Origin of the sequence: Pseudomonas sp. FEMGT703P (genome assembly GCF_002786345.1) — a bacterium.
GTDB lineage: Bacteria > Pseudomonadota > Gammaproteobacteria > Pseudomonadales > Pseudomonadaceae > Aquipseudomonas > Aquipseudomonas peli.
This window is the reverse complement of the sequence record NZ_PGCM01000010.1, coordinates 55,764-76,973: the sequence shown is the minus strand read 5'-3', so window position 1 is coordinate 76,973 and position 21,210 is coordinate 55,764. Positions and strand designations below refer to the sequence as shown.

The 21,210-nt window shown below is 57.5% G+C and carries 23 protein-coding genes, 1 tRNA gene and 2 pseudogenes; 6 read left to right on the top strand and 20 right to left on the bottom strand.

Annotated features, from left to right (window positions below; all coding sequences use genetic code 11):
• Positions 1–44: 44 nt before the first annotated feature.
• A complete protein-coding gene (locus tag CUR33_RS13840) occupies positions 45–1,109 on the bottom strand; it encodes an AI-2E family transporter (protein WP_090252639.1) in 1,065 nt (354 codons plus the stop codon).
• Positions 1,110–1,175: 66 nt separating this feature from the next.
• Positions 1,176–1,427, bottom strand: a complete 252-nt coding sequence (locus CUR33_RS13835; RefSeq protein ID WP_090252637.1) for a sulfurtransferase TusA family protein — start codon at positions 1,425–1,427, stop codon at positions 1,176–1,178.
• A 106-nt stretch (positions 1,428–1,533) separates the two neighbouring features.
• Between CUR33_RS13835 and CUR33_RS13830 the strand changes: the two genes are divergently transcribed.
• Entirely contained in the window at positions 1,534–2,967 is a 1,434-nt protein-coding gene (locus CUR33_RS13830; protein ID WP_160087514.1) for a M48 family metalloprotease, read from the top strand.
• Positions 2,968–3,030: 63 nt separating this feature from the next.
• Here the strand turns inward: CUR33_RS13830 and nadA are convergent, their stop codons facing one another.
• The 16 genes and pseudogenes from nadA to aspS form a co-directional block, all read right to left on the bottom strand.
• A complete protein-coding gene (gene nadA / locus CUR33_RS13825; RefSeq protein ID WP_160087516.1) occupies positions 3,031–4,089 on the bottom strand; it encodes a quinolinate synthase NadA in 1,059 nt (352 codons plus the stop codon).
• A 166-nt stretch (positions 4,090–4,255) separates the two neighbouring features.
• Positions 4,256–4,331: transfer RNA gene (locus CUR33_RS13820), tRNA-Lys, on the bottom strand.
• Between the two features lie 58 nt (positions 4,332–4,389).
• Positions 4,390–5,064, bottom strand: a complete 675-nt coding sequence (queC, locus tag CUR33_RS13815) for a 7-cyano-7-deazaguanine synthase QueC (RefSeq protein WP_289240017.1) — start codon at positions 5,062–5,064, stop codon at positions 4,390–4,392.
• 1 nt (position 5,065) lies between these two features.
• Entirely contained in the window at positions 5,066–5,713 is a 648-nt protein-coding gene (gene queE, locus CUR33_RS13810; RefSeq protein ID WP_289240016.1) for a 7-carboxy-7-deazaguanine synthase QueE, read from the bottom strand.
• Between the two features lie 260 nt (positions 5,714–5,973).
• Positions 5,974–6,795, bottom strand: coding sequence for a tol-pal system protein YbgF (gene ybgF / locus CUR33_RS13805; protein ID WP_289240015.1), 822 nt, complete (start codon positions 6,793–6,795; stop codon positions 5,974–5,976).
• A gap of 6 nt (positions 6,796–6,801) precedes the next feature.
• Positions 6,802–7,299 (bottom strand): peptidoglycan-associated lipoprotein Pal, encoded by a 498-nt coding sequence (gene pal, locus CUR33_RS13800; protein ID WP_090252626.1) that lies wholly within the window; start codon positions 7,297–7,299, stop codon positions 6,802–6,804.
• Between the two features lie 69 nt (positions 7,300–7,368).
• Positions 7,369–8,667, bottom strand: coding sequence for a Tol-Pal system beta propeller repeat protein TolB (gene tolB, locus CUR33_RS13795; protein WP_289240014.1), 1,299 nt, complete (start codon positions 8,665–8,667; stop codon positions 7,369–7,371).
• Positions 8,664–9,614 (bottom strand): cell envelope integrity protein TolA, encoded by a 951-nt coding sequence (gene tolA, locus CUR33_RS13790; protein ID WP_289240013.1) that lies wholly within the window; start codon positions 9,612–9,614, stop codon positions 8,664–8,666. Before tolA ends, tolB begins: the two co-directional genes overlap by 4 nt.
• Positions 9,614–10,066, bottom strand: a complete 453-nt coding sequence (tolR, locus tag CUR33_RS13785; RefSeq protein WP_090252619.1) for a protein TolR — start codon at positions 10,064–10,066, stop codon at positions 9,614–9,616. The genes tolA and tolR overlap by 1 nt, the downstream gene beginning before the upstream one ends.
• A gap of 33 nt (positions 10,067–10,099) precedes the next feature.
• Positions 10,100–10,795 carry a protein TolQ gene (gene tolQ, locus CUR33_RS13780; protein ID WP_090252616.1) on the bottom strand — a complete coding sequence of 232 codons (696 nt, stop codon included), beginning with the start codon at positions 10,793–10,795 and terminating at the stop codon, positions 10,100–10,102.
• Positions 10,776–11,250, bottom strand: a pseudogene (gene ybgC, locus CUR33_RS13775) (tol-pal system-associated acyl-CoA thioesterase). Before ybgC ends, tolQ begins: the two are co-directional and overlap by 20 nt.
• Before the next feature lie 52 nt (positions 11,251–11,302).
• On the bottom strand, positions 11,303–12,355 hold the full coding sequence (gene ruvB, locus CUR33_RS13770; RefSeq protein WP_289240012.1) for a Holliday junction branch migration DNA helicase RuvB: 1,053 nt from the start codon (positions 12,353–12,355) through the stop codon (positions 11,303–11,305).
• A complete protein-coding gene (gene ruvA, locus CUR33_RS13765) occupies positions 12,355–12,960 on the bottom strand; it encodes a Holliday junction branch migration protein RuvA (protein ID WP_289240011.1) in 606 nt (201 codons plus the stop codon). Before ruvA ends, ruvB begins: the two co-directional genes overlap by 1 nt.
• 23 nt (positions 12,961–12,983) lie before the next feature.
• Positions 12,984–13,508, bottom strand: a complete 525-nt coding sequence (gene ruvC, locus CUR33_RS13760; RefSeq protein WP_090252604.1) for a crossover junction endodeoxyribonuclease RuvC — start codon at positions 13,506–13,508, stop codon at positions 12,984–12,986.
• Between the two features lie 242 nt (positions 13,509–13,750).
• Positions 13,751–14,500 carry a YebC/PmpR family DNA-binding transcriptional regulator gene (locus tag CUR33_RS13755; RefSeq protein WP_289240010.1) on the bottom strand — a complete coding sequence of 250 codons (750 nt, stop codon included), beginning with the start codon at positions 14,498–14,500 and terminating at the stop codon, positions 13,751–13,753.
• 103 nt (positions 14,501–14,603) lie between these two features.
• A complete protein-coding gene (aspS, locus tag CUR33_RS13750) occupies positions 14,604–16,379 on the bottom strand; it encodes an aspartate--tRNA ligase (protein WP_289240009.1) in 1,776 nt (591 codons plus the stop codon).
• Positions 16,380–16,670: 291 nt separating this feature from the next.
• Between aspS and CUR33_RS13745 the strand changes: the two genes are divergently transcribed.
• The 5 genes and pseudogenes from CUR33_RS13745 (at position 16,671) to CUR33_RS20745 (ending at position 20,347) form a co-directional block, all read left to right on the top strand.
• Positions 16,671–17,789 carry an HD domain-containing phosphohydrolase gene (locus CUR33_RS13745; protein WP_289240008.1) on the top strand — a complete coding sequence of 373 codons (1,119 nt, stop codon included), beginning with the start codon at positions 16,671–16,673 and terminating at the stop codon, positions 17,787–17,789.
• A gap of 148 nt (positions 17,790–17,937) precedes the next feature.
• The gene (locus CUR33_RS13740; protein WP_167144942.1) at positions 17,938–18,408 is read left to right on the top strand and encodes a Dps family protein; all 471 of its coding nucleotides are present in this window, start codon (positions 17,938–17,940) and stop codon (positions 18,406–18,408) included.
• A 101-nt stretch (positions 18,409–18,509) separates the two neighbouring features.
• Complete coding sequence (locus tag CUR33_RS13735; RefSeq protein WP_289240007.1) at positions 18,510–19,577, top strand: GGDEF domain-containing protein; 1,068 nt, start codon at positions 18,510–18,512, stop codon at positions 19,575–19,577.
• 167 nt (positions 19,578–19,744) lie between these two features.
• Positions 19,745–20,065, top strand: a pseudogene (locus CUR33_RS20750) (cold shock domain-containing protein membrane protein); the annotation flags it as partial.
• Positions 20,066–20,122: 57 nt separating this feature from the next.
• Positions 20,123–20,347: a cold-shock protein gene (locus tag CUR33_RS20745; protein ID WP_374725331.1), complete on the top strand. Its 225-nt coding sequence runs from the start codon at positions 20,123–20,125 to the stop codon at positions 20,345–20,347.
• 53 nt (positions 20,348–20,400) lie between these two features.
• Here the strand turns inward: CUR33_RS20745 and CUR33_RS13725 are convergent, their stop codons facing one another.
• Entirely contained in the window at positions 20,401–20,607 is a 207-nt protein-coding gene (locus CUR33_RS13725; RefSeq protein ID WP_170050311.1) for a SlyX family protein, read from the bottom strand.
• A gap of 3 nt (positions 20,608–20,610) precedes the next feature.
• Positions 20,611–21,036, bottom strand: coding sequence for an HIT family protein (locus tag CUR33_RS13720; RefSeq protein ID WP_289240005.1), 426 nt, complete (start codon positions 21,034–21,036; stop codon positions 20,611–20,613).
• Positions 21,037–21,210 lie beyond the last annotated feature (174 nt).

Here is a 21,210-nt window from a genome sequence, read left to right as displayed (position 1 = left end):
CGCAAAAAAGCCGGTCAATTGACCGGCTTTTTATTGTCTGCGGATTAATCCGCCGTTATCTGCTCACTGCGTGGCCAGGCATCGATTACAGCTTTGAATAGCGTGGCCAACGGGATGGCGAAGAACACGCCCCAGAAGCCCCACATGCCGCCAAACAGCAGCACCGCGCAGATGATCGCCACCGGGTGCAGATTGACCGCTTCGGAGAACAGCAGCGGCACCAGGACGTTGCCGTCCAGCGCCTGAATGATCCCGTAGACCACCATCAGGTAAATGAACTGATCACCGAGCCCCCACTGGAACAGCCCGATCAGCGCCACCGGCACCGTGACCACCACAGCACCGATATACGGCACCACCACCGACAGGCCAACCAGCAAAGCCAGCAGCGCGGCGTAGTTAAGCCCCAAGTAGGCAAACGCGATGTAGGTGACCACGCCACAGATAATGATTTCGATCACTTTGCCGCGAATGTAGTTGGCAATCTGCTTGTTCATCTCCTCTGCCACTTGAGTGATCAACGCACGTTCACGCGGCAGATAACCACGAAACCACGCACTGATCAGCTCGCGATCCTTGAGGAAGAAGAACACCAGAATCGGCACCAGCACGAGGTAGATCATGATGCTGACCAGCATCGGCAAGCTTGATAAGGAAAATGACAGTGCCCACTGGCCAAACTTGCCAACCTCACCCCGCACGCCCTCAATTAACTGCAGCACCTGCACATCGGTAATCAACGTCGGGTAACGCTCCGGCAGCAGCAGAAACAGCGACTGCCACTCGCCAAGCATCCGCGGCAGTTCATTGAACAAGGTGCTCAACTGTTGCCAAAGCAGTGGCATCAATACCAACAGAAACAGACCCAGCATGCTTAAAAACAGGGTAAATACCAGCCACACTGCCACCACTTGCGGCAAGCGCAGGCGCTCAAAGGCATTCACCAACCCCTGCATCAGAAACGCCAGCACCAAGCCGGTCAGCACTGGAGCCAACATACCGCCTAGGTTCAGGATCGCGGCAAAGCCCAACACCAATAAAACCGCGAGAACCACCGCCTGCTCATCAGAAAAATAGCGATGCAACCAATCCTGAAACACCTTGAACATCGTGACTCCTTACTTGAGCAGCGCCTTCACAGGCATCCCTATGAACCGCACTTGTCGTCGCGGCTGTTAGGCCTTGCGCAGCCAATAGCGATACACACCACTATCGACCTCTTCACGCAACAGACTATGCCCGGCCAGGCTGGCGAAGGCACGGAAATCCCGCTGCGAGCCGGCATCAGTGGCCTCAACCTTGAGCACCGCGCCACTGGCCAGGCGGTTTAGCTCCAGCTTGGCTTTGAGTAAAGGTAGCGGGCAGTTGAGCCCGCAGGCGTCCAGTTGCGCGTCGAAGTCTTCGGCACGCCATTGCATATCAGTCATTGAGCCACTCCAGGAAGGCCGCAAGGATACCCAAGGGCGTACAACCCTGGCCAGCACCGCCGCCAGCCAGCTACAGTAGCGCCTTTGTTCGACACGAGCTTTGTGCATGAGCCTTCTGCGCCCTACCCTGTTGACGCTGGCCTGCCTGCTGGCAGCCCCCGCCACGGCCAGTGACCTGCCCTCCCTTGGCGATGCCAGTTCCGCCATCGTTTCCCCACAGCAAGAGCACCAGCTGGGCCGCGCCTGGCTGAGCCTGGTTCGCGGCCAGGTCAGCCAGCTCGACGATCCACAACTCAAGGACTTCGTCGAAACCAGCGTCTATCGCCTGAGCGAAACAAGCCAACTGCAGGATCGACGCCTCGAGTTCGTTCTGCTCAACAGCCCACAGATCAACGCTTTTGCCGCTCCCGGCGGGATTGTCGGGGTCAACGGCGGCCTGTTTCTGTATGCGCAGACCGAAGCTGAGTACGCCTCGGTTATGGCTCACGAACTGGCGCATTTGTCACAACGCCACTTCGCTCGAGGGCTAGAAGCACAGCAGCGCATGCAGATCCCGGTGATGGCCGGACTGCTCGCTGGTATCGTCGCAGCGGCGGCTGGCGCTGGCGACCTGGGCATCGCCGCCATCGCCTCGACCCAAGCAGCAGCGATGCAGGAACAACGACGCTTCTCTCGACAAAATGAGCAGGAAGCTGACCGCATCGGCCTGGTCAACCTGGAAAAAGCCGGCTTCGATCCGCGCGCCATGCCCAGCATGTTCGAGCGTCTGATGCGCCAGTACCGCTACGATCGCAAGCCGCCAGAGTTCCTCCTCACTCACCCGGTGTCGGAATCGCGCATCGCCGACACCCGCAACCGCGCCGAGCAGTACAACGCGTCAGGGATCACTGACAGCGTGCGCTACCAGCTGATGCGCGCACGCGTGCAGCTGATCTACGAAGAAACCCCAGGTGTCGCCGCCAAACGCTTTCGCAACATGCTCGACGAGAATCCGCAGCTGGAAGCCGCCCGCTATGGCTTGGCGATTGCGCTGATCAAGAGCGGACAGCACAAAGAAGCCCGCGAAGCGTTGCAACCCCTGCTCGCCAAATCCCCCAACGACGTCACCTACAACCTGGCGCACGTTGAACTGGATATGGCAGCCAATCGTCTAGGCGACGCACAAAGTCGGATCACGCGCTTGCTGACCCTTTATCCGAACAATTACCCCGTCAACCAGGCGCATATCGATCTGCTGATGAAGCAGGTGCGCACTCAGGAAGCCGAGCGCGCCCTCGACGACATGCTGAAAAGTCGCGGCAAAGATCCGGATGTCTGGTATCAGGTAGCCGAAGTGCGCGGCCTGAGCGGCAATACCATCGGCCTGCACCAAGCCCGTGGCGAATTCTTCGCCCTGGTCGGTGACTACAACCAGGCCCTTGAACAGCTCGACTTTGCCAAGCGCCGCGCCAGCAATAACTTCCAACTCGCCTCACGCATCGACGCCAGGCAGCGCGAGCTGATGGAAGAACAGCGCATCATCGAGCAGATGCTTCGCTAGCACTGCGCGCCCTAGAAACGAAAAAGCCAGGCAAATGATGCCTGGCTTTTTTATACAGCTCGCTTAAGCGTTGCCGCTCAGCTTGAGCCGCGCAGCCTGGGTAAAATCGAGCATACGCTTGAGCGGCTTGATCGCTTTGGGGATCAATGCCGGGTCGACGAATATCTCGTTACTACCCTCACGCAAGCACTCCAAGGTGCGCTGCAGAGTATTCATAGCCATCCACGGACAATGCGCGCAGCTACGGCAAGCAGCGCCGTTGCCGGCGGTGGGCGCAGCAACAAATTCCTTGTCCGGACACAGCTGCTGCATCTTGTAGAAGATGCCGGCGTCGGTGGCGACGATAAAGGTCTTGTTCGGTAGACGCTGCGCCGCGGCGATCAGCTGACTGGTAGAACCCACTGCATCGGCCAGATCGATCACCGCTGTCGGCGACTCGGGGTGCACCAGCACGGCGGCATCCGGATACAGCGCCTTCATATCTTCCAGCTGCTTGGCTTTGAACTCTTCGTGGACGATGCAGGCGCCGTCCCACAGCAGCATGTCGGCGCCGGTTTTGTTCTGGATATAACGCCCCAGGTGCTGGTCCGGTGCCCAGATGATGCTTTCGCCGTTATCCATCAGGTGCTCAACAATCTCCACTGCGCAACTGGAGGTCACCACCCAATCAGCCCGCGCCTTCACCGCCGCCGAGGTATTGGCATACACCACCACCGTGCGTTGTGGGTGCTGATCGCAGAACGCCGAAAACTCTTCCACCGGACAACCCAGATCAAGCGAGCAGGTCGCCTCAAGCGTCGGCATCAGCACGCGCTTTTCGGGATTAAGGATTTTTGCTGTTTCGCCCATGAATTTAACGCCGGCCACCAACACAGTCTGCGCCGGGTGCTGATTGCCAAAGCGGGCCATCTCCAGCGAGTCGGAAACGCAGCCGCCCGTTTCTTCGGCCAGCGCCTGCAGCACGGGGTCGCAGTAATAGTGTGCGACCAGTACGGCATTTTGCTTTTTCAGCTCTGCGGCGATTTCGCTGCGGTAAAAAGCCTCTTGCTCAGGCGTGAGCGGCTTGGGCTGCTTGGCATCGAGGTGGGCTTGTACCAGCAGGCGTTCGGAAATCTGAGTCATGTCATCAGGCTCTGAATATGCGTTCAGTGCAGCGAGTATACCGCCTGCATGGCACGGCGCAGACAGCTTACGGCCAGACACAGGTAGGAAATTACGGATAAAAAAAAACCTGAAAATTCTTTTATCAGAACTTTCAGGCTTCTTTAACCTTCCGAGGAAGGGAATATGGTGGGTCGTGTGGGATTCGAACCTACGACCAATTGGTTAAAAGCCAACTGCTCTACCAACTGAGCTAACGACCCGACGCGAGGCGCATGATACTGATTTAATTCAGGAATTCAACACTTCGCGGAAAATTTTTTAGAAATAACGAGTGGGATCAACCAACCCGGCGGCAGTAAAGCCCGCTGCACGCAGACGACAGCTGTCACATTTACCGCAGGCACGGCCCTCATCATCAGCCTGGTAGCAAGAGACAGTCAGCGCGTAATCAACGCCCTGCTGAACGCCAGCCTGAACGATCTCGGCCTTGCTCATGGCCTGCAGTGGAGCCTGAATGCGAAAGCCCTGCCCTTCTACACCGGCCTTGGTAGCCAGATTGGCCATACGCTCGAAAGCCTCAACAAACTCCGGACGGCAATCGGGGTAACCGGAATAATCCACCGCGTTTACACCGATAAAAATATCCCGAGCGCCCAACACCTCAGCCCAACCCAACGCAAGCGACAGGAAAACCGTATTGCGCGCTGGCACGTAAGTTACCGGAATGCCTTCGGTCGGGCTTTCCGGCACCTCGATACTGGAATCAGTCAGCGCCGAGCCACCCATGCCATTCAGGTTCAGGCCGATCACCTTGTGCTCAACTACCCCCAACTGCCGCGCCACCTGCTCGGCCGCCTGCAACTCGGAGCGATGCCGCTGGCCGTAATCAAAGCTCATGGTGTAACAGCTGTAGCCATCGGCTTTGGCCAACGCCACCACGGTGGCCGAATCCAGGCCGCCTGACAGCAGAATTACCGCTTTCTTATCGCTCATATCAATGTCCCGGCTCATCATTCCAGAGAATCTTGTGCAGCTGCATTTGCAGGCGAACCGGCAGGTTGTCGGCAATGATCCACTCAGCCAACGAACGCGCATCCAGCTCATGGTGACTCGGCGACATCAGCACTTCGCTAACGCGCTGACCCAGGCGGTACTGGATCAGCTTGCTCACCGCCCAGTCATAGTCCTCTCGGGAGCAGATCACAAACTTGACCTGATCATTCGGCGTCAGCAGGTCAATATTCTCATAGCGGTTACGCGCCACTTCCGCCGAGCCCGGGGTTTTCAGGTCGAGGACCTTGCTTACCCGCGGGTCGACAGCAGAAACATCCAAAGCGCCACTGGTCTCCAGTGACACCTCATAACCGGCATCACACAGACGCTTGAGCAAAGGAATGCAGTTGGGTTGCGCCAGCGGCTCACCACCAGTCACACAGATATAACGCGGCTTGTAGCCGGCCACCTGCAGGGCGATGGCGTCCAGCGACATGATCTCGCCACCACTGAAGGCATAGGCAGTGTCGCAGTATTGGCAACGCAGCGGACAGCCGGTCAGGCGAACGAACACCGTCGGCAAGCCGGCGGTGCGCGTCTCGCCCTGCAGCGAGTAGAAAATCTCGGTAATGCGCAGGGTATCTTGCATATCAGCCACGGGCGTAACAGCTAAACAGGCTGTCCGCCTCCGTTGCGGGAAAAGGGGCGCGGATTGTATACGAAATAGATTAAGGGTGAAATTTTTAACGTCGCGCGGCGACGGACAGAGACTGACCGCCAGGATGGCTGGCCATAAAAATCTGGGAGAACTTTAACGCTACTCAGCAATCACTCCGTGGGGAAAAGCAGTAATGGCTGCCAATAAAAAACCCGCGCTAAGCGCGGGTTTCTTGATCAAGCATTCAGCTCTTAAGGCAAGCGCTGCAAATCACGCTGCGCCAGCTGAGCTGCCGAGCTGCCTGGGTACTGCGCAATTACTTGCTGCAGAATGCCCTTGGCTTTGTCACTGTTGCCCAGACGCTGCTCGACATCAGCCAGTTTGAACAGCGAATCCGGCACTTTGGCGTGGCTCGGGTAAGTCTGACTGACCCGCGCAAAGGCCTGGCCAGCGCCCTGTAAATCACCCTTAGCCAGGTTTACCTCGCCCAGCCAATACTGCGCGTTGCCGGCGTACTGACTGTTGGGGTATTTGCGCAGGAAAGCGGCAAAAGCCTGACTGGCTTTGTCGAAGTCCTTGGCTTTGATCAAATCAAAGGCTGCTTCGTAGAACAGCTTTTCCTTTGCTGGATCGGCCGGCTCATTACTGGCCGGCGTTTGTGCCTGCCCCGCCGCTGGCGGAGTAGGTGTACCACCGGCATTAATTACACCGGCAGTTGAAGAATTCTGGCCGACTGCAGCACCTGCTGCACCACCACTCACACGTCGATCAAGATCCTGATAACGCTCCAGGCTTTCTTGTTTCAGACGCTGAATTTCATTCTGTTGCTCTTCCAGCGTACCGCGCAGCTGCGCTATCTCTTCCTGCATCTGCTGCAACTGGTTGAACAGCATGCCCTGCGCCGTGACAGGGGCAGCAGCCCCTGTCGCGACGGAGGTGCCGGACGTACCGTAACCAGCAGGCGGGTAACTGCTGCCGTAACCGGCATTGTTATCCACCACGGGAACCTCAGCCCACGCGGCAAGCGGCAGGCTGAGCGCCAAAACGGTTAAAGCACGACGGCACGTACGCATATCGAATTACTTACGCAGTTCGACGCGACGGTTTTGAGCCCAGGAGGACTCGTCGTTGCCAGTGGCGATTGCGCGCTCTTCACCGTAGGAAACCAGTTCCAGTTGAGCTGGCGAAACGCCCTGCAGTACCAGGTAACGCTGCACAGCTTTGGCGCGACGCTCGCCCAGAGCCATGTTGTATTCACGAGTACCGCGCTCGTCAGCGTGGCCTTCCAGAACTACGCGAGCGCCATTGCCTTGCAGGTCTTTGGCGTGCACGTCCAGAGCGCGCATGGCCTCTGGCTTCAGGTCGGAGCTGTCGTATTCGAAGTAGAAGGTGGTGATAGCGCGCAGAGCAGCTTCTTCGCTCAGGCTGCCATCAACAGCGCCAGTGTTGGCACCGTAACCAGCGTTTGGATCGGTAGCGCCTTCGCCAGCAGCGTCGCCGCCTTTCGAGGAGCAACCAACTGCAACGGCCAGAGCCAGGCTCAGGGCAGCAAACTTACCAAATTTCAGCATTTCCATCATGTAACTCCTAATGAACCCCAGTGTGTTAAGCAGTATTTCAGACAGCAAAAAAGGTGTAGCACCGCATCAGTTCAGGTAAGGGGACCAAGAAGGCTCTCGAACTTCGCCTTGAGCGGTAGGAAGAGGGAGCCTCACGCGACCATTGGTGGACGCTAATACCAAGACTCCCCGGCCCTGCTGGCGGGTGGCGTAGATTACCATGGTGCCGTTGGGCGCGACAGTAGGCGACTCATCCAGACTGGTATCGGACAGAATACGCAAATTGCCACGCTGCAGGTCTTGTGCCGCCACTTTGAATACGGTGTAGCCGTCCTGGCGATGGATCATCACCAGAGTCTTCTCATCCGCCGACAGCTTCGGGTTGGCGTTGTAGTTACCGATAAAGGTCACACGTTCTGCCGAACCGCCGTTGATATTGGTCTTGTAGATCTGTGGCTTGCCGGAGCGATCCGAGGTGAAGTAAAGGGTCTGACCGTCCTTACCCCAGAATGGTTCGGTATCAATCGATGGCTGATTGGTCACACGACGCAGCTGGCGAGAGCCCATATCCATCACATAGATTTCCGGATTGCCATCACGCGACAACACGAATGCCAGGCGATTGCCGTCCGGCGACCAGGCTGGCGCGCCATTCAGGCCTTCAAAACTGGTGATCTGCTCGCGGCGACCGGTATCGATGTGCTGGACGAAGATACGTGGGCGCTTCTGCTCGAACGAGACGTAAGCAATACGACGACCATCCGGAGCGAACGACGGCGAAAGAATCGGCTCGCGCGATTGCAACAGAGTCACTGCACGGGCGCCGTCATAGTCGGAACGCTGCAGGGTGTAACGGGTGTTGTTAACCGCAAAACGCTCGGCTGTTACATACAGCATACGCGTCGAGAATGCACCCTTAACGCCGGTGAGCTTCTCGAAGGACTGGTCGGCGATATGGTGCGCCATGTCACGCAGCTGATCGACACCGCCACCCACGCTGCCGGTCATGACCTGCTGCTGAGTGGTGACGTTGAACAAGGCGAACTGGATCTGCAGACGGCCAGCGTTCGGCACAATGTTGCCGACCAGTACGTACTGCGCACCCAACGCTTGCCAATCACGGTAGATCACTTCAGCCGCCTGAGTCGGCAGGCTGATCATGTTCTGCCGAGGAATCGGCTCGAATACCCCAGAATTGCGCAGGTCATTGCCGATGATTTCAGCCATATCCTCGGGCAACACACTGCCGCCCTGCCAGCCGAACGGCACTACGGCGATGGGGGTGGCACGGTCAGTACCACTGCTGATCACCAGCGGATCAGCGGCCTGAACAGTACCGACCAACAAGGTCAGACCGAACAGAACAATACGCATCAGGGTATTCACAGACCTAAATCCTCCGGTTTGAAGACAGCGCGACGCTGCCGGTATAGGCGATCAAAAGTGGCTCTGTCCAGTTGCTGCATTTCAGCAATACGGCCCACGTTACGCACCGCCTGTACAGCCGAGTTGTCAAATGGCGAGTCGCCACTGGAGCGCGTCACGCTTGCGTTAGTAATGGTGCCATCAGGCAGCATTTCGATCAGCACTTCTACACTCATGCCATTACGCGCAGATGGCGGACGCCGCCATTGCTGGCTGACCAGCATGACAATCAAATCATCCAGACTGCCAGCGACTTCATCGCCGACCGTGTCAGCGATTGCCTGCTGGCGCCCGACATCCTCAGACAGCAACTCGGCCAGTGCGGCAGCCTTCTTGTCTTCTACAGCTTTACGCTGCGCCGCTTCTGCCGCCTTTTTCTTGGCGTCATCCGCTTTTTTCTTCTTTGCAGCTTCAGCGGCAGCTTTCTTCTTCGTCTCTTCTGCTGCTTTTTTCTTGGCATCTTCAGCGGCTTTTTTCTTCGCCGCCTCATCCGCCGCTTTCTTCTTAGCTACATCAGCGAGCTTCTTCTGCTCAGCAGCCTTTTTGTCAGCCTCGGCTTTTTTGGCCTCTTGGGCTTTCTGAACCTCTTGCGCTTTCTTTTGTTCCGCAGCCTTGGCCGCTACTTTTTCCTGCTCAGCTTTTTTCTGTTCAAGCTGCTCAGTTTCGTACACAGGAGCGGTGGTTTTCTTGGTTTCGCCCGCGATCTTCTGATTGGTCTGAGTGGTGGCCTGGCTTTGTGATTGCAGCTTGTACAAGGTGGCTTGCACCACCGGCTTGGCAGGCGGCAGATCCGGGGCAAAGGCGAAACTGACGAACAACATGGCAAACATGATGACGTGCAGGCCCACAGCCCAGACAACCGGCCAAAACAGACTTTCCGAAGGCGAGCGTTCGCGCTGGTCGTGCATCAGGGGGCCTCAGTGATCAGCCCGACGTTACCCACGTCAGCCTGCTGCAAACCGCCCATGGCCGCCATGATGGTGCCGTAATCAACGGTTTTGTCGCCGCGCACAAACACCTGAACCTGCTTACCGGTGGCCCGGCTCTGGCTGATGATCGCCGTCACAGCCCGGGTCATCTCTTCCAATGTCAGCGCTTTGTCCTGAACGGTGTCGACATCGACTTCAGTGCCCATATTCCAGTAATAGGTCTTGTCGGCCTTGATCGAGATGGTCAACACCTGCGCGTTGTTATCTTGCGGCAGGGCTTCACTGCTGACTTTCGGCAGATCGACCTTGACCCCCTGGTTGAGCATGGGCGCGGTCACCATAAAGATCACCAGCAGTACCAACATCACATCGATGTAAGGCACCACGTTCATCTCGGCGACGGGCTTGCGTCTGTTGCGAATTCTGGCCATGGCTTAAAACCTTTCGTAAAGAGTGCCTAAGGCTTAGTCGTCGCTGGTGTGAACTTTGCGGTGCAGAATCGCCTGGAACTCATCGGCGAAGGTGTAGTAACGACCGATCAGCATTTCGCCACGGGCAGCAAAACGGTTGTAGGCGATAACCGCAGGAATCGCAGCGAACAGACCGATGGCAGTGGCGATCAGCGCCTCGGCAATACCAGGCGCCACAGTGGCCAGGGTTGCTTGCTGCACCTGAGCCAGGCCACGGAAGGAGTTCATGATGCCCCACACGGTACCGAACAGACCGATATAGGGACTGGTCGAGCCAACGGTGGCAAGGAACGGCAGGCTCTGCTCAAGCTTCTCTTCTTCACGCGAAATGGCCACACGCATGGCACGTGCCACCGCGTCCATCACTGCATCCGGATCGACACCGGCCTGCTGACGCAGACGCGAGAACTCTTTAAAACCAGCGCGAAAGATCTGCTCCAGACCTGAGTCCGGGTCCGGGTTGCTGCCCGCTTGGCGGTACAGCTTGGACAGGTCAATACCCGACCAGAAGCGCTCTTCGAAGTTATCCAGGGCGCGCTTGGCTGCCCGCAGCAGCGCGGTGCGCTGAAAGATCATGACCCAGGACATGACCGATGCGGCCACCAGTGTCAGCATTACCAGTTGCACCACCAGACTGGCGTTGCTGATCAGACTCCACATTGACATGTGGTCAACGGCGTTGGCTTCCACGCTTACTCTCCTGCTCTAGATGTACCCGCGCCGCCCTGCCCGGCAAAGGCCGTGTGCAGAGCTTGGGGAATAGCCCGGGGTTTCAAATTGTCGGCGCGCACACAGGCCACCATAAACTGCCCTTCACAAAGCAGCGCATCATCCGTTGCTCGCCTGACCTGTTGACGAAAACGCAGGCTGGCACGGTTCAATTCACTCACTTCAGCACTCACCAGCAACTCATCGTCGAGCTTGGCTGGTGCGTGGTAGCGCGCTTCAGCCGAGTGCACAACGAACAACAGGCCCTCCTCGGCCAACGTAGACTGGAGAAAGCCCAGATCACGCAGGCGCTCGGTGCGAGCCCGTTCCATAAATTTGAGGTAATTGACGTAGTAGACGATGCCGCCTGCATCAGTGTCTTCGAAATAAACCCGACAACGATGGGTGAACGGCGTAACTCCGTTTTGCGCGCGCATACTCTAGTGCCAGCTCCCGATCTTGCCAATCGTCTTCGACAAGTATTTTTTGTTAATCATCATCACGCTCGAACAAGTCAGCCGTGGGCAGTTCACCCATGCGCTTGGGTATGTTCAGGCCAAAGTGCAAGTAGGCATGCCGAGTCACCACCCGGCCGCGCGGGGTGCGCATGATGTAACCCTGCTGAATCAGATAGGGTTCGAGCACGTCCTCAATGGTGTGGCGTTCTTCACTGATAGCAGCCGCGAGGTTATCGATGCCCACCGGCCCGCCGTCAAACTTCTCGATCATGGTCAGCAGTAAACGTCGGTCCTGGTGATCAAAGCCACGCTCGTCAACATCCAGCAGATTCAGCGCCAGGTCGGCGATCTCACGGGTGATATCGCCTTGCGCACGCACCTCAGCGAAGTCGCGAACACGGCGTAGCAGACGGTTGGCAATCCGTGGTGTACCGCGGGCGCGTCGGGCAATCTCAAAGGCGCCGTGGGGCTCGATGGGCAAGCCGAGAATCCCAGCCGAACGCATGACAATAGTGGCAAGGTCTTCGGTGTTGTAGAACTCCAGACGCTGCACAATGCCAAAACGGTCGCGCAGTGGATTGGTCAGCATCCCAGCCCGAGTGGTCGCACCGACCAGGGTAAACGGCGGCAGATCAAGCTTGATCGAGCGCGCAGCCGGGCCTTCACCGATCATAATGTCGAGCTGAAAGTCCTCCATAGCCGGGTACAGCACTTCTTCGACAATCGGCGACAGGCGATGAATTTCATCGATAAACAGCACATCACCCGGCTCCAGGTTGGTCAGCAACGCCGCCAGATCACCCGGCCGCTCCAGCACCGGGCCCGAGGTGCTCTTGATCGAGACATTCATTTCCTGAGCGATGATATTGGCCAGAGTAGTCTTGCCCAGACCGGGCGGACCGAAGATCAGGGTGTGATCGAGCGCTTCGCTGCGCCCACGGGCCGCCAGGATAAATAACTCCATCTGCTCGCGTACACTCGGCTGGCCAATGTATTCGGCCAGTTTCAGCGGGCGAATGGCACGGTCAACTTGCTCATCACGGTCGCGTGGGGCAGCAGTAATCAGGCGATCAGCTTCTAGCACTAGACCATTCCCTTCAGGGCTCGACGAATCATATCTTCACTGCTCAAACCGTCTTCCTTAATAGCTGAGACGGCGCGACTGGCTTCCTGGGGTTTGTAGCCGAGCGAAATAAGTGCGCTGACTGCATCATTCTCCGCGCTTGTGACTGCACTACCGCCGCGAGGTTCCACCACCAGGTGCGACATGCCAGGCACGGCTTCCCAGGCTTTGAAGCGGTCTTTCAGCTCAACCAGCAGACGTTCGGCGGTTTTCTTGCCAACACCCGGGATTTTCACCAGCACCGACGTGTCTTGCGCTTGCACGCAACGCACCAACTCATCCACCTCCAGGCCGGACATCAGCGCCAACGCCAGCTTCGGGCCGACGCCGTTAAGGCGAATCAGCTCGCGAAACAACTCACGCTCGCGCTTCTCAAAAAAGCCATACAGCAGATGCGCATCCTCGCGAACCACCAGATGCGTGTGCAGAGTCAGCGGCTCGCCCACTGCGGGCAAACGGTACAGGGTGGTCATGGGCACTTCCAGCTCATAACCCAAACCATTTATGTCAATAATCACATGCGGCGACTGCTTTTCCGCCAAGGTGCCACGCAAACGTCCGATCACCGCAACTTTCCTTAAAAATGACGTTACAAACGAAGGCGACCAGCGCGCCGCTTGGCACCGACTAGGCCATGGGGAATCAGACTCTGCCGATGGTGGGCATGACACAAGGCAATCGCCAAAGCGTCAGAAGCATCGATCTGTGGCTTCTGCACCAGCTTGAGCAGGTGCATGACCATCATCTGCACCTGCTCCTTATCCGCACCACCGGTACCGGCAATGGCCTGTTTGACCTGAGTCGCGGTGTATTCGGCAATATCCAGCCCCGCCTCAATACCCGCAACGATGGCCACACCGCGCGCCTGACCGAGCTTGAGCGCTGAATCCGGGTTGCGCGCCATAAATACCTGTTCGATGCCCATGGTCACTGGCCCGTAGGTTTCGATCACCTCGCGTACACCGCGAAACACGACCTGCAGACGCTCTGGCATCGAACCATTGCCCGTGCGAATGCAGCCCGAGGCGACATATTCGCAGTTGCGCCCAGTATCACGCACCACACCGTAACCGGTGATACGCGAGCCGGGGTCGATGCCAAGGATCAAGGTCATGCCTTACCGCCCACTCAAGGCGCCTGCCAACTTGGCCGACACACTGTCTATTTATCCAGCTCGCGAGTATAGAGCCCGCCTGAGCCCGCGTCATCCGGCGCAGGTTATAAAAATGACCGCGCATCATTCATATCGGGTCACAGCGGCATGCCGCTTAGCAGCCTGGACAACCAGCCATAAAAAAACCGGAGTGCTCAGGCCAACAACCTGAACACCTCCGGCTCTGCTCTACCCGCAAACACTTAGCCAAGCTGCTCCATGATCTCGTCAGGAATCTCAGCGTTGTGATAGACCTCTTGCACATCATCAAGGTCTTCGAGCATGTCAATCAGCTTGATGACTTTCTGCGCAGTTTCCAGGTCGGTAATCGGCGCACTGATCGACGGGATCATGGCGATTTCCGCCTCAGCCGGCTTGAAGCCAGCCGCACTGAGCGCCTCGTTGACGCCATGGAAATCGGCAAAGCTGGTGGACACCAGCGCCGAGCCGTCTTCGGCCATTTCCACGTCATCGGCACCAGCCTCCAGCGCGGCTTCCATCAAGGCATCTTCGCTCACACCTGCAGCAAAGCTGATTTGCCCCTTGCGATCAAACATATAGGCCACCGAACCATCGGTACCCAGATTGCCACCACACTTAGTGAAGGCATGCCGCACTTCAGCCGCCGTACGATTACGGTTGTCAGTCATGGCCTCGACGATGATCGCTACGCCACCCAGTGCATAGCCTTCGTAACTCAGCTCGACCACGTTATCGGCTTCGTTATTACCGGCACCACGGGCAATGGCACGGTCGATTACATCGCGCGACATGTTGTTGGTCAGCGCCTTGTCCACCGCCAGACGCAGACGCGGGTTGTCCGCCGGGATCGGACCGCCATGTTTGGAAGCGACCGTTAGCTCACGAATCAGCTTGGTGAAGATCTTGCCGCGCTTCGCGTCCTGACGCCCTTTGCGGTGCTTGATGTTGGCCCACTTGGAATGACCAGCCATAACTCACTCCGGTTGTTTCATATTCGATTTCGAGGCGGGAGAGTTCGAGTCTCTCAGGCCGTAATAAAGAAGAAGCCTGGTAAACCAGGCTTCTTGTGACGCTTTATTCCGCTTTCGGCTGCTCGCGCAGGCGAATGTGCAGTTCACGCAGCGACTTGTTGTCGACCTCACCCGGCGCCTGAGTCATCACACAGGCCGCGCTCTGGGTTTTCGGGAAGGCAATCACTTCACGGATCGACTGGGCGCCGGTCATCAGCATCACCAGACGATCCAGGCCGAAAGCCAAACCACCATGGGGTGGTGCGCCGAACTTCAAGGCATCAAGGAGAAAGCCAAACTTCTCATGCTGTTCGTCTTCGCTGATGCCCAACACACGGAACACGGTCTGCTGCATGGACTTGTCGTGGATACGGATCGAACCGCCGCCCAACTCGGTACCGTTGAGCACCATGTCGTAAGCACGCGACAACGCGGCCGCCGGATTGGCTTCCAGCTCAGCCGGGCTGCACTTCGGCGCGGTGAACGGATGATGCATGGCGGTCAGGCTGCCGTCGTCATTCTCTTCGAACATCGGGAAGTCGACGACCCACAGCGGCGCCCACTCGCAGGTCAGCAGGTTGAGGTCATGACCCAGCTTGATGCGCAGCGCGCCCAGGGCCTCGCTGACGATCTTGGCCTTGTCGGCACCGAAGAACACGATGTCGCCATCCACGGCACCGACGCGATCAAGGATCACGTTGATGTTGTCCAGCGGGATGTTCTTGACGATTGGCGACTGCAGCCCTTCTGCACCATTGGCGCGCTCGTTGACCTTGATGTAAGCCAGGCCCTTGGCGCCGTAGATGCCGACAAACTTGGTGTACTCGTCGATCTTGCTGCGCGGCATGCTCGCCCCGCCCGGTACGCGCAGTGCGGTAACGCGGCACTTCGGATCGTTGGCCGGGCCGCTGAACACCTTGAAGTCGACTGCTTGCAGCTGGTCAGCCACGTCCACCAGTTCCAGCGGGTTACGAAGGTCTGGCTTGTCGGAACCAAAGCGGCGCATGGCTTCGGCCAGAGTCATGTGCGGCAGCTCGCCGAACTCGACGTTGAGCACTTCCTTGAACAGCTGGCGAATCATCTTCTCGGTGATGGCCATGATGTCGGCTTCATCGAGGAAACTGGTTTCGATGTCGATCTGGGTGAATTCTGGCTGACGGTCAGCACGCAGGTCTTCGTCGCGGAAGCACTTGGCGATCTGGTAGTAACGGTCAAAGCCGGCGACCATCAGCAGCTGCTTGAACAGCTGCGGCGACTGCGGCAGCGCGAAGAAGCTGCCGGCGTGGGTGCGGCTCGGCACTAGATAATCACGCGCGCCTTCTGGCGTGGCACGGGTGAGGATCGGCGTTTCCACGTCGAGGAAGCCGTTTTCATCCAGGTAACGACGGATGCTGCTGGTGATGCTCGAACGCAGTTTCAGCTTGGCCGCCATTTCCGGGCGACGCAGGTCGATAAAGCGGTAGCGCAGACGGGTTTCTTCGCCGACGTCGGTGTATTCATTGAGCGGGAACGGCGGGGTTTCCGCCTCGTTCAGCACTTCCAGCTCATAACCAAGCACTTCGATAGCGCCGGAGGCCATGTTGGCGTTACAGGCACCGGCCGGACGCAGACGCACCTTACCGGTGATCTTGACCACGTATTCGCTGCGCACCTTGTCGGCGGTGGCGAAGGTCGCCGCGCGATCCGGATCGAATACCACTTGGGCCAGACCTTCACGGTCACGAATGTCGAGGAAAATCACCCCGCCATGGTCACGACGGCGATGTACCCAACCGCAAAGGGTGACTTCCTGGCCGTCCAGGCTCTCGTTCAGTTGGCCGCAATAATGGCTGCGCATCATGGTGGTGGTCGCTTCTCTTGAGTCTTGAATTCGTTGGGCCGCAATGAATGCGACGCTCGTGGGCCGGTCAACCGGCTGGCGCAGGCGCCATTTTCCGCAATTGTGCTGCCTTTAAGGGGCGCGAAACGATCAGCGGCGCATACGCAGCCCGCTGCTCGCCCGACAAAAGCGGCAAAGCGCGGGATTATATATGGTTAAGCCGCCACTTGCAGCCGCCGCCCCACGCGCTTTTGTCAGCCCTTCCTATACTCAGGCATGCAGCTCTTTAACTGTCGATAAGTGGAGAGGCTTATGGCCACACCGAACCTGGCTGAAATACCCAGTGATTTGCTGGCTGACTTTCGCCTGGAATCCAGCGAACAATTCCAGCGTTGCGAGCAATTACTGATCGAGCTTGAGCACACCCCCGATGACCGCGAGCGCCTGCGTGAGCTATTTCGCCTGGTACACACCCTCAAGGGCAACCTGGGCTATATCGGCCTGGATTCGCTGATGAGTGTGCCGCAGGCTATGGAAGATGTGCTGTCGTGCCTGCGCGAAGGCCAGTTGCACTTCGACAGCCTACTCGGCGATATCCTGCTACTGACCCTCGACCACCTGAAAGAACAGATCCGCCATGCACTTGGGGGCCAAGCGCCACAGCTTGGTCCGGCTCAAAGCAAGGCACTCAGCCGCTCTCTCAGCGCACTGGCTATCGCGCCAACAAGCCAACAAATCGGCATCCGCAGCGCACTGCTGCAAGAGCTTGATCCCAGCTCCAAACCTCCTGAGGTTGTTGCTGCAGACAACCCAGCTGCCGCTGACCTACTTAGACGCTACGGCATCGAACCCGACGCTGACCTGCTGTTCTTTGTCGACCTGATGCAAGCCAGCGAACGCCGCTCACACTTCTGGCAAGGCCGCGGCCTGCGCCAGCTTGACCTGGCTTTGGCAATCAACCAAATGGGCGGCAACCCAGAACAACCTGAGCAACTGGCCGCAGCCATTTGCCTGCACGACTTGGGCATGGCTTTTCTGCCACTGGAGATGCTGCACAAGGAAGCCAACTTTAACCGCGAAGAGCGCCGGCAAATGCAATCCCATCCGAGGCTCGCCTACGACCTGCTCAAGCGGATGCCACGCTGGGATGCTGCGGCTGAAATAACGGTGCAGCATCAGGAGCACGCCGACGGCAGCGGTTACCCTAAAGGCCTGAAAGAGATCGAAACCAGCCCCGGCGCCCTGATAATCAATATAGTCGACACCTTTGAAGCCCGCACCCATGAACGCGCACACCAGACTCTGAATAAACGCCCACTCCTGCGCGCCATTTTGGAAATCAACAACCTCGCCGGGCGGCAGTTCAGCGCGCACTGGGTCGAGCTATTCAACCAGACCCTGCAACAGCACCCAGAACTGGCACATCGTTAACCCAAGAAAAATTGAACCCACACCCCTTAATAGCCTCCAATCATCACTCGCATTGATATAAACCACGATAAAGCTCGGCAAAACCCATGGTAGTCTCTGCCCATTGTGCGGGCAGCCAAACCCCGAGCCACCTGAGAGGAGAAATGGTATGGAAATCAATATTGGAATTGCCGAGCAGGACCGCGCAGCCATCGCCGAAGGCCTGTCGCGCTTACTCGCAGACACCTACACCCTGTACCTGAAAACCCACAATTTTCATTGGAACGTCACCGGCCCGATGTTCAACACCCTGCACTTGATGTTTGAGGGCCAGTACACCGAACTGTCGCTGGCCGTCGACCAGATTGCCGAACGTATTCGTGCCCTGGGTTTCCCAGCGCCCGGCACCTACGCTGCTTACGCCCGCCTCTCCTCGATCAAAGAAGAGGAAGGCGTACCAAACGCACAAGATATGATCAAGCAGCTCGTTCAGGGCCAGGAAGCTGTAGTGCGTACAGCCCGTGGCATCTTCCCACTGCTGGACAAAGTCAGCGACGAGCCCACTGCGGACCTGCTGACCCAGCGCATGCAGGTGCATGAAAAAACCGCCTGGATGCTGCGCAGCCTTCTAGCAGCTTAGTAAATCATGCAAAAGGCCCGCATCTGCGGGCCTTTTGCTAGGCGCTTACCCGGCAGCTGTTCTATGCTTTGGTCAATTGCAACTTGGCCACAGTGACGTGCATGAACAAACCCGCTAAAGCTCCCAGCATTCTGGAACTGTACCCCGAGGAAACCCGCGATGCTGCGGCGCTTCTGAAGAAGGCGGTACCGCTCATGATGCGCCATGACATCCCTCCCAACCCTGTGCATTACGCCCTCTGGTACACCTACAGCAAAGGCCTGGAACCCGAACTCAATCGTCGCCTGGAAAAAACCGTCGCCGACTTTGACAGTTTCCCGCCTGAAACCGCAGCCAAGCTGTTCCGCGACTACATCATAAATGGTGAGCTCGAAGAGGCGCGTGCCGGCCAACAACAGGTCATCGAGCTGGTCGACGACATCGAAGGCAATGTATCGCGCAGCATCATCGGCAGCCGCAATTATCAAATCAGTCTCGAGCACGGCCTAGCGGCCCTGCATGAGCCGGTCATTGATGACCTGCCCAATGTTTTGAATGAACTGCAGCAGAGCACGCAGTTAATGCAGGACCAGCAAGACAAATTCCTCTACCGCCTAAATGCCGCCCAGCAAGAGATCAAGAGCCTGCGCAGCCAGCTTGAGCGCGCGCACATCGCCGCGACACTGGACAGCCTGACTCAGGTTTTTAACCGCAACGCCTTTAGCAAACTGCTGGAGCAGACACTGAGTACCGAACACGACGGTGTCGCACTGGTGATGCTCGATATCGATTACTTCAAGCAGTTCAACGACCAATACGGTCACCCCCTGGGTGATCGCGTCCTTCAGCACGTTGGCCAGTTGTTGCGCGACCTACTTCCCGCTCGTGCCATAGCAGCACGTTACGGCGGCGAAGAATTCTGCATCATCCTTCGAGATTGTTTTGATAACACCACGGCCTATGCCTTTGCCGAGCAATTGCGCCTGAAGATCCAGTCTTTACGCATCAAAGTGCGCCGAACAGATGAAGTACTCGACAGCATTACCGCGTCTTTCGGCTTCGCCCTTGCCGAACGCGGTGACACATTGGAAACCTTGCTCACACGTGCCGATGACGCGCTTTATCAAGCCAAGCGTGATGGCCGCAACCAGATAAGCCCCATACCAAGTGAAACAGCGCTTAGTGCTTGATTGAGAACCCCACCTCTTTGCTGTTAAATACGTGCCGTGCTGCTGACCTGCATCCATAGGTCAGCACATAGGCTGGTACCACGCGCTTTTACTACTCCCCTTGCAATGCCCAATACGCGCAGCCAGCCATTTCTGCTGACTCTTTGAATTAAGCGAGCCCATTGAACATGTTGAAAATTGTCCACCTTCTGACGGGCGCCCTCGCCCTGCTGCTTTCTTTTGCTCCCCACTTTGGCGACACGCCCCAACCACTCCTGGAACAACCCAGCGCACTGTGCCTTGCTCTGTTTGGCTTGCTGAACCTGCTGCTTGCCCCACAACTGCCTATCTGGCATGCCGGTCTGCGCCACCAAGCGCAAAACCTGGTTTCCGCATTGCTGGTACTCGGCACGCTGCTGCAAGCCTTGATTCTGCTCGCACCGCTGCCAGTCATTGCCAACCAACCGGCCAGCCTGTTTAGCCTGCTTATTATCGCTGCCGCCGTAGCCGTTCACCTGGCGGCCAACTTGCGCCTTAAATCGCGCAACACCTCAAGCTCGCAAGATCTGGGCGATCGCGAAACAGGTACCGTTAAGTGGTTCAACACCTCGAAGGGTTTCGGCTTTATCTCGCGCGACACGGGCGACGACATTTTCGTGCACTTTCGTGCCATTCGCGGCGAAGGTCACCGCGTACTGGTCGAAGGCCAGCGAGTTGAGTTTGCCGTAATGCAACGTGACAAAGGCTTACAAGCCGAAGATGTCATCGCCGCACTGCCTGCACGGCGCTAAATGCCACAACGCAAAAGGCCCGCTCATTGCGGGCCTTTTGCGTTTATGGACAATCAATAATGGGGCGGCGGCGCCTCATCCTCAGTCATCCCGAACTGCGAACTCACTTCATCCTGACGCTTGATCAACGCAGCCACCTGCAGCTGCAAACGCTCCAAAAGCCGCTGTTGCGCCACCAGCGCATCATTGAGCGCCTGAATAGTGTCGTCCTGAAAGGCCAACCGGCTTTGCAAGTCGTTAATACGCTCGTCTATGTCCACCTGTCAGCTCTCAGCAAAACAAAAATTCCCGGTCAAAACCAGGCGTAAACGGGCTTTCAATACGGCCAATTGCTCAGGCGTGTATGGCTGCGCTGGATGCTTACCCCAAACAGGCGCCGGCCACGCGACATCCCCGCGACGCCGCACGATGACATGCATATGCAGCTGACTCACTACATTGCCCAAGGTCGCGACATTCATTTTATCCGCTGCGAAACAATCCTTGAGTACTTCGGCAAGGTCGTTGGTTTCCTGCCATAGCTGCAGCTGGTCAGCGCCATCCAGCTGGAACAACTCACTGACGTCTTCACGACGTGGCACCAGGATAAACCAGGGGTACTGCGCATCATTCATCAGCAGCAGGCTGCATAACGGGTAATCCCCGACCCAGACTGTATCTTGCTGCAAACGTGAATCCAGAACGAACATAACCATCCACCTATTAGAAAACCCACTGACTCAGTATTGAACGCATTCGAACCCAGCACACAGTGATACTTAGCCAGCGATCTTACTGCCGCCCAGGCAGTAAGTATGGGCCGAGCAGGATACGCCGAAGCTGAAAACGTGGCACCCGCGAACCAGGCCCACCTCAGCGCACCA

Coding starts and splice junctions, on each gene's coding strand:
- CUR33_RS13745 (WP_289240008.1), top strand. CDS start 16,671: ATGGCCACACCGAACCTGGCTGAAATACCCAGTGATTTGCTGGCTGAC.
- CUR33_RS13735 (WP_289240007.1), top strand. CDS start 18,510: ATGAACAAACCCGCTAAAGCTCCCAGCATTCTGGAACTGTACCCCGAG.
- nadA (WP_160087516.1), bottom strand. CDS start 4,089: ATGACTCAGATTTCCGAACGCCTGCTGGTACAAGCCCACCTCGATGCC.
- CUR33_RS13755 (WP_289240010.1), bottom strand. CDS start 14,500: ATGGCTGGTCATTCCAAGTGGGCCAACATCAAGCACCGCAAAGGGCGT.
- CUR33_RS13835 (WP_090252637.1), bottom strand. CDS start 1,427: ATGACTGATATGCAATGGCGTGCCGAAGACTTCGACGCGCAACTGGAC.
- pal (WP_090252626.1), bottom strand. CDS start 7,299: ATGGAAATGCTGAAATTTGGTAAGTTTGCTGCCCTGAGCCTGGCTCTG.
- CUR33_RS13840 (WP_090252639.1), bottom strand. CDS start 1,109: ATGTTCAAGGTGTTTCAGGATTGGTTGCATCGCTATTTTTCTGATGAG.
- CUR33_RS13740 (WP_167144942.1), top strand. CDS start 17,938: ATGGAAATCAATATTGGAATTGCCGAGCAGGACCGCGCAGCCATCGCC.
- queC (WP_289240017.1), bottom strand. CDS start 5,064: ATGAGCGATAAGAAAGCGGTAATTCTGCTGTCAGGCGGCCTGGATTCG.
- tolA (WP_289240013.1), bottom strand. CDS start 9,614: ATGCACGACCAGCGCGAACGCTCGCCTTCGGAAAGTCTGTTTTGGCCG.
- aspS (WP_289240009.1), bottom strand. CDS start 16,379: ATGATGCGCAGCCATTATTGCGGCCAACTGAACGAGAGCCTGGACGGC.
- queE (WP_289240016.1), bottom strand. CDS start 5,713: ATGCAAGATACCCTGCGCATTACCGAGATTTTCTACTCGCTGCAGGGC.
- ruvC (WP_090252604.1), bottom strand. CDS start 13,508: ATGACCTTGATCCTTGGCATCGACCCCGGCTCGCGTATCACCGGTTAC.
- tolR (WP_090252619.1), bottom strand. CDS start 10,066: ATGGCCAGAATTCGCAACAGACGCAAGCCCGTCGCCGAGATGAACGTG.
- ybgF (WP_289240015.1), bottom strand. CDS start 6,795: ATGCGTACGTGCCGTCGTGCTTTAACCGTTTTGGCGCTCAGCCTGCCG.
- CUR33_RS13720 (WP_289240005.1), bottom strand. CDS start 21,036: ATGTTCGTTCTGGATTCACGTTTGCAGCAAGATACAGTCTGGGTCGGG.
- CUR33_RS13830 (WP_160087514.1), top strand. CDS start 1,534: ATGAGCCTTCTGCGCCCTACCCTGTTGACGCTGGCCTGCCTGCTGGCA.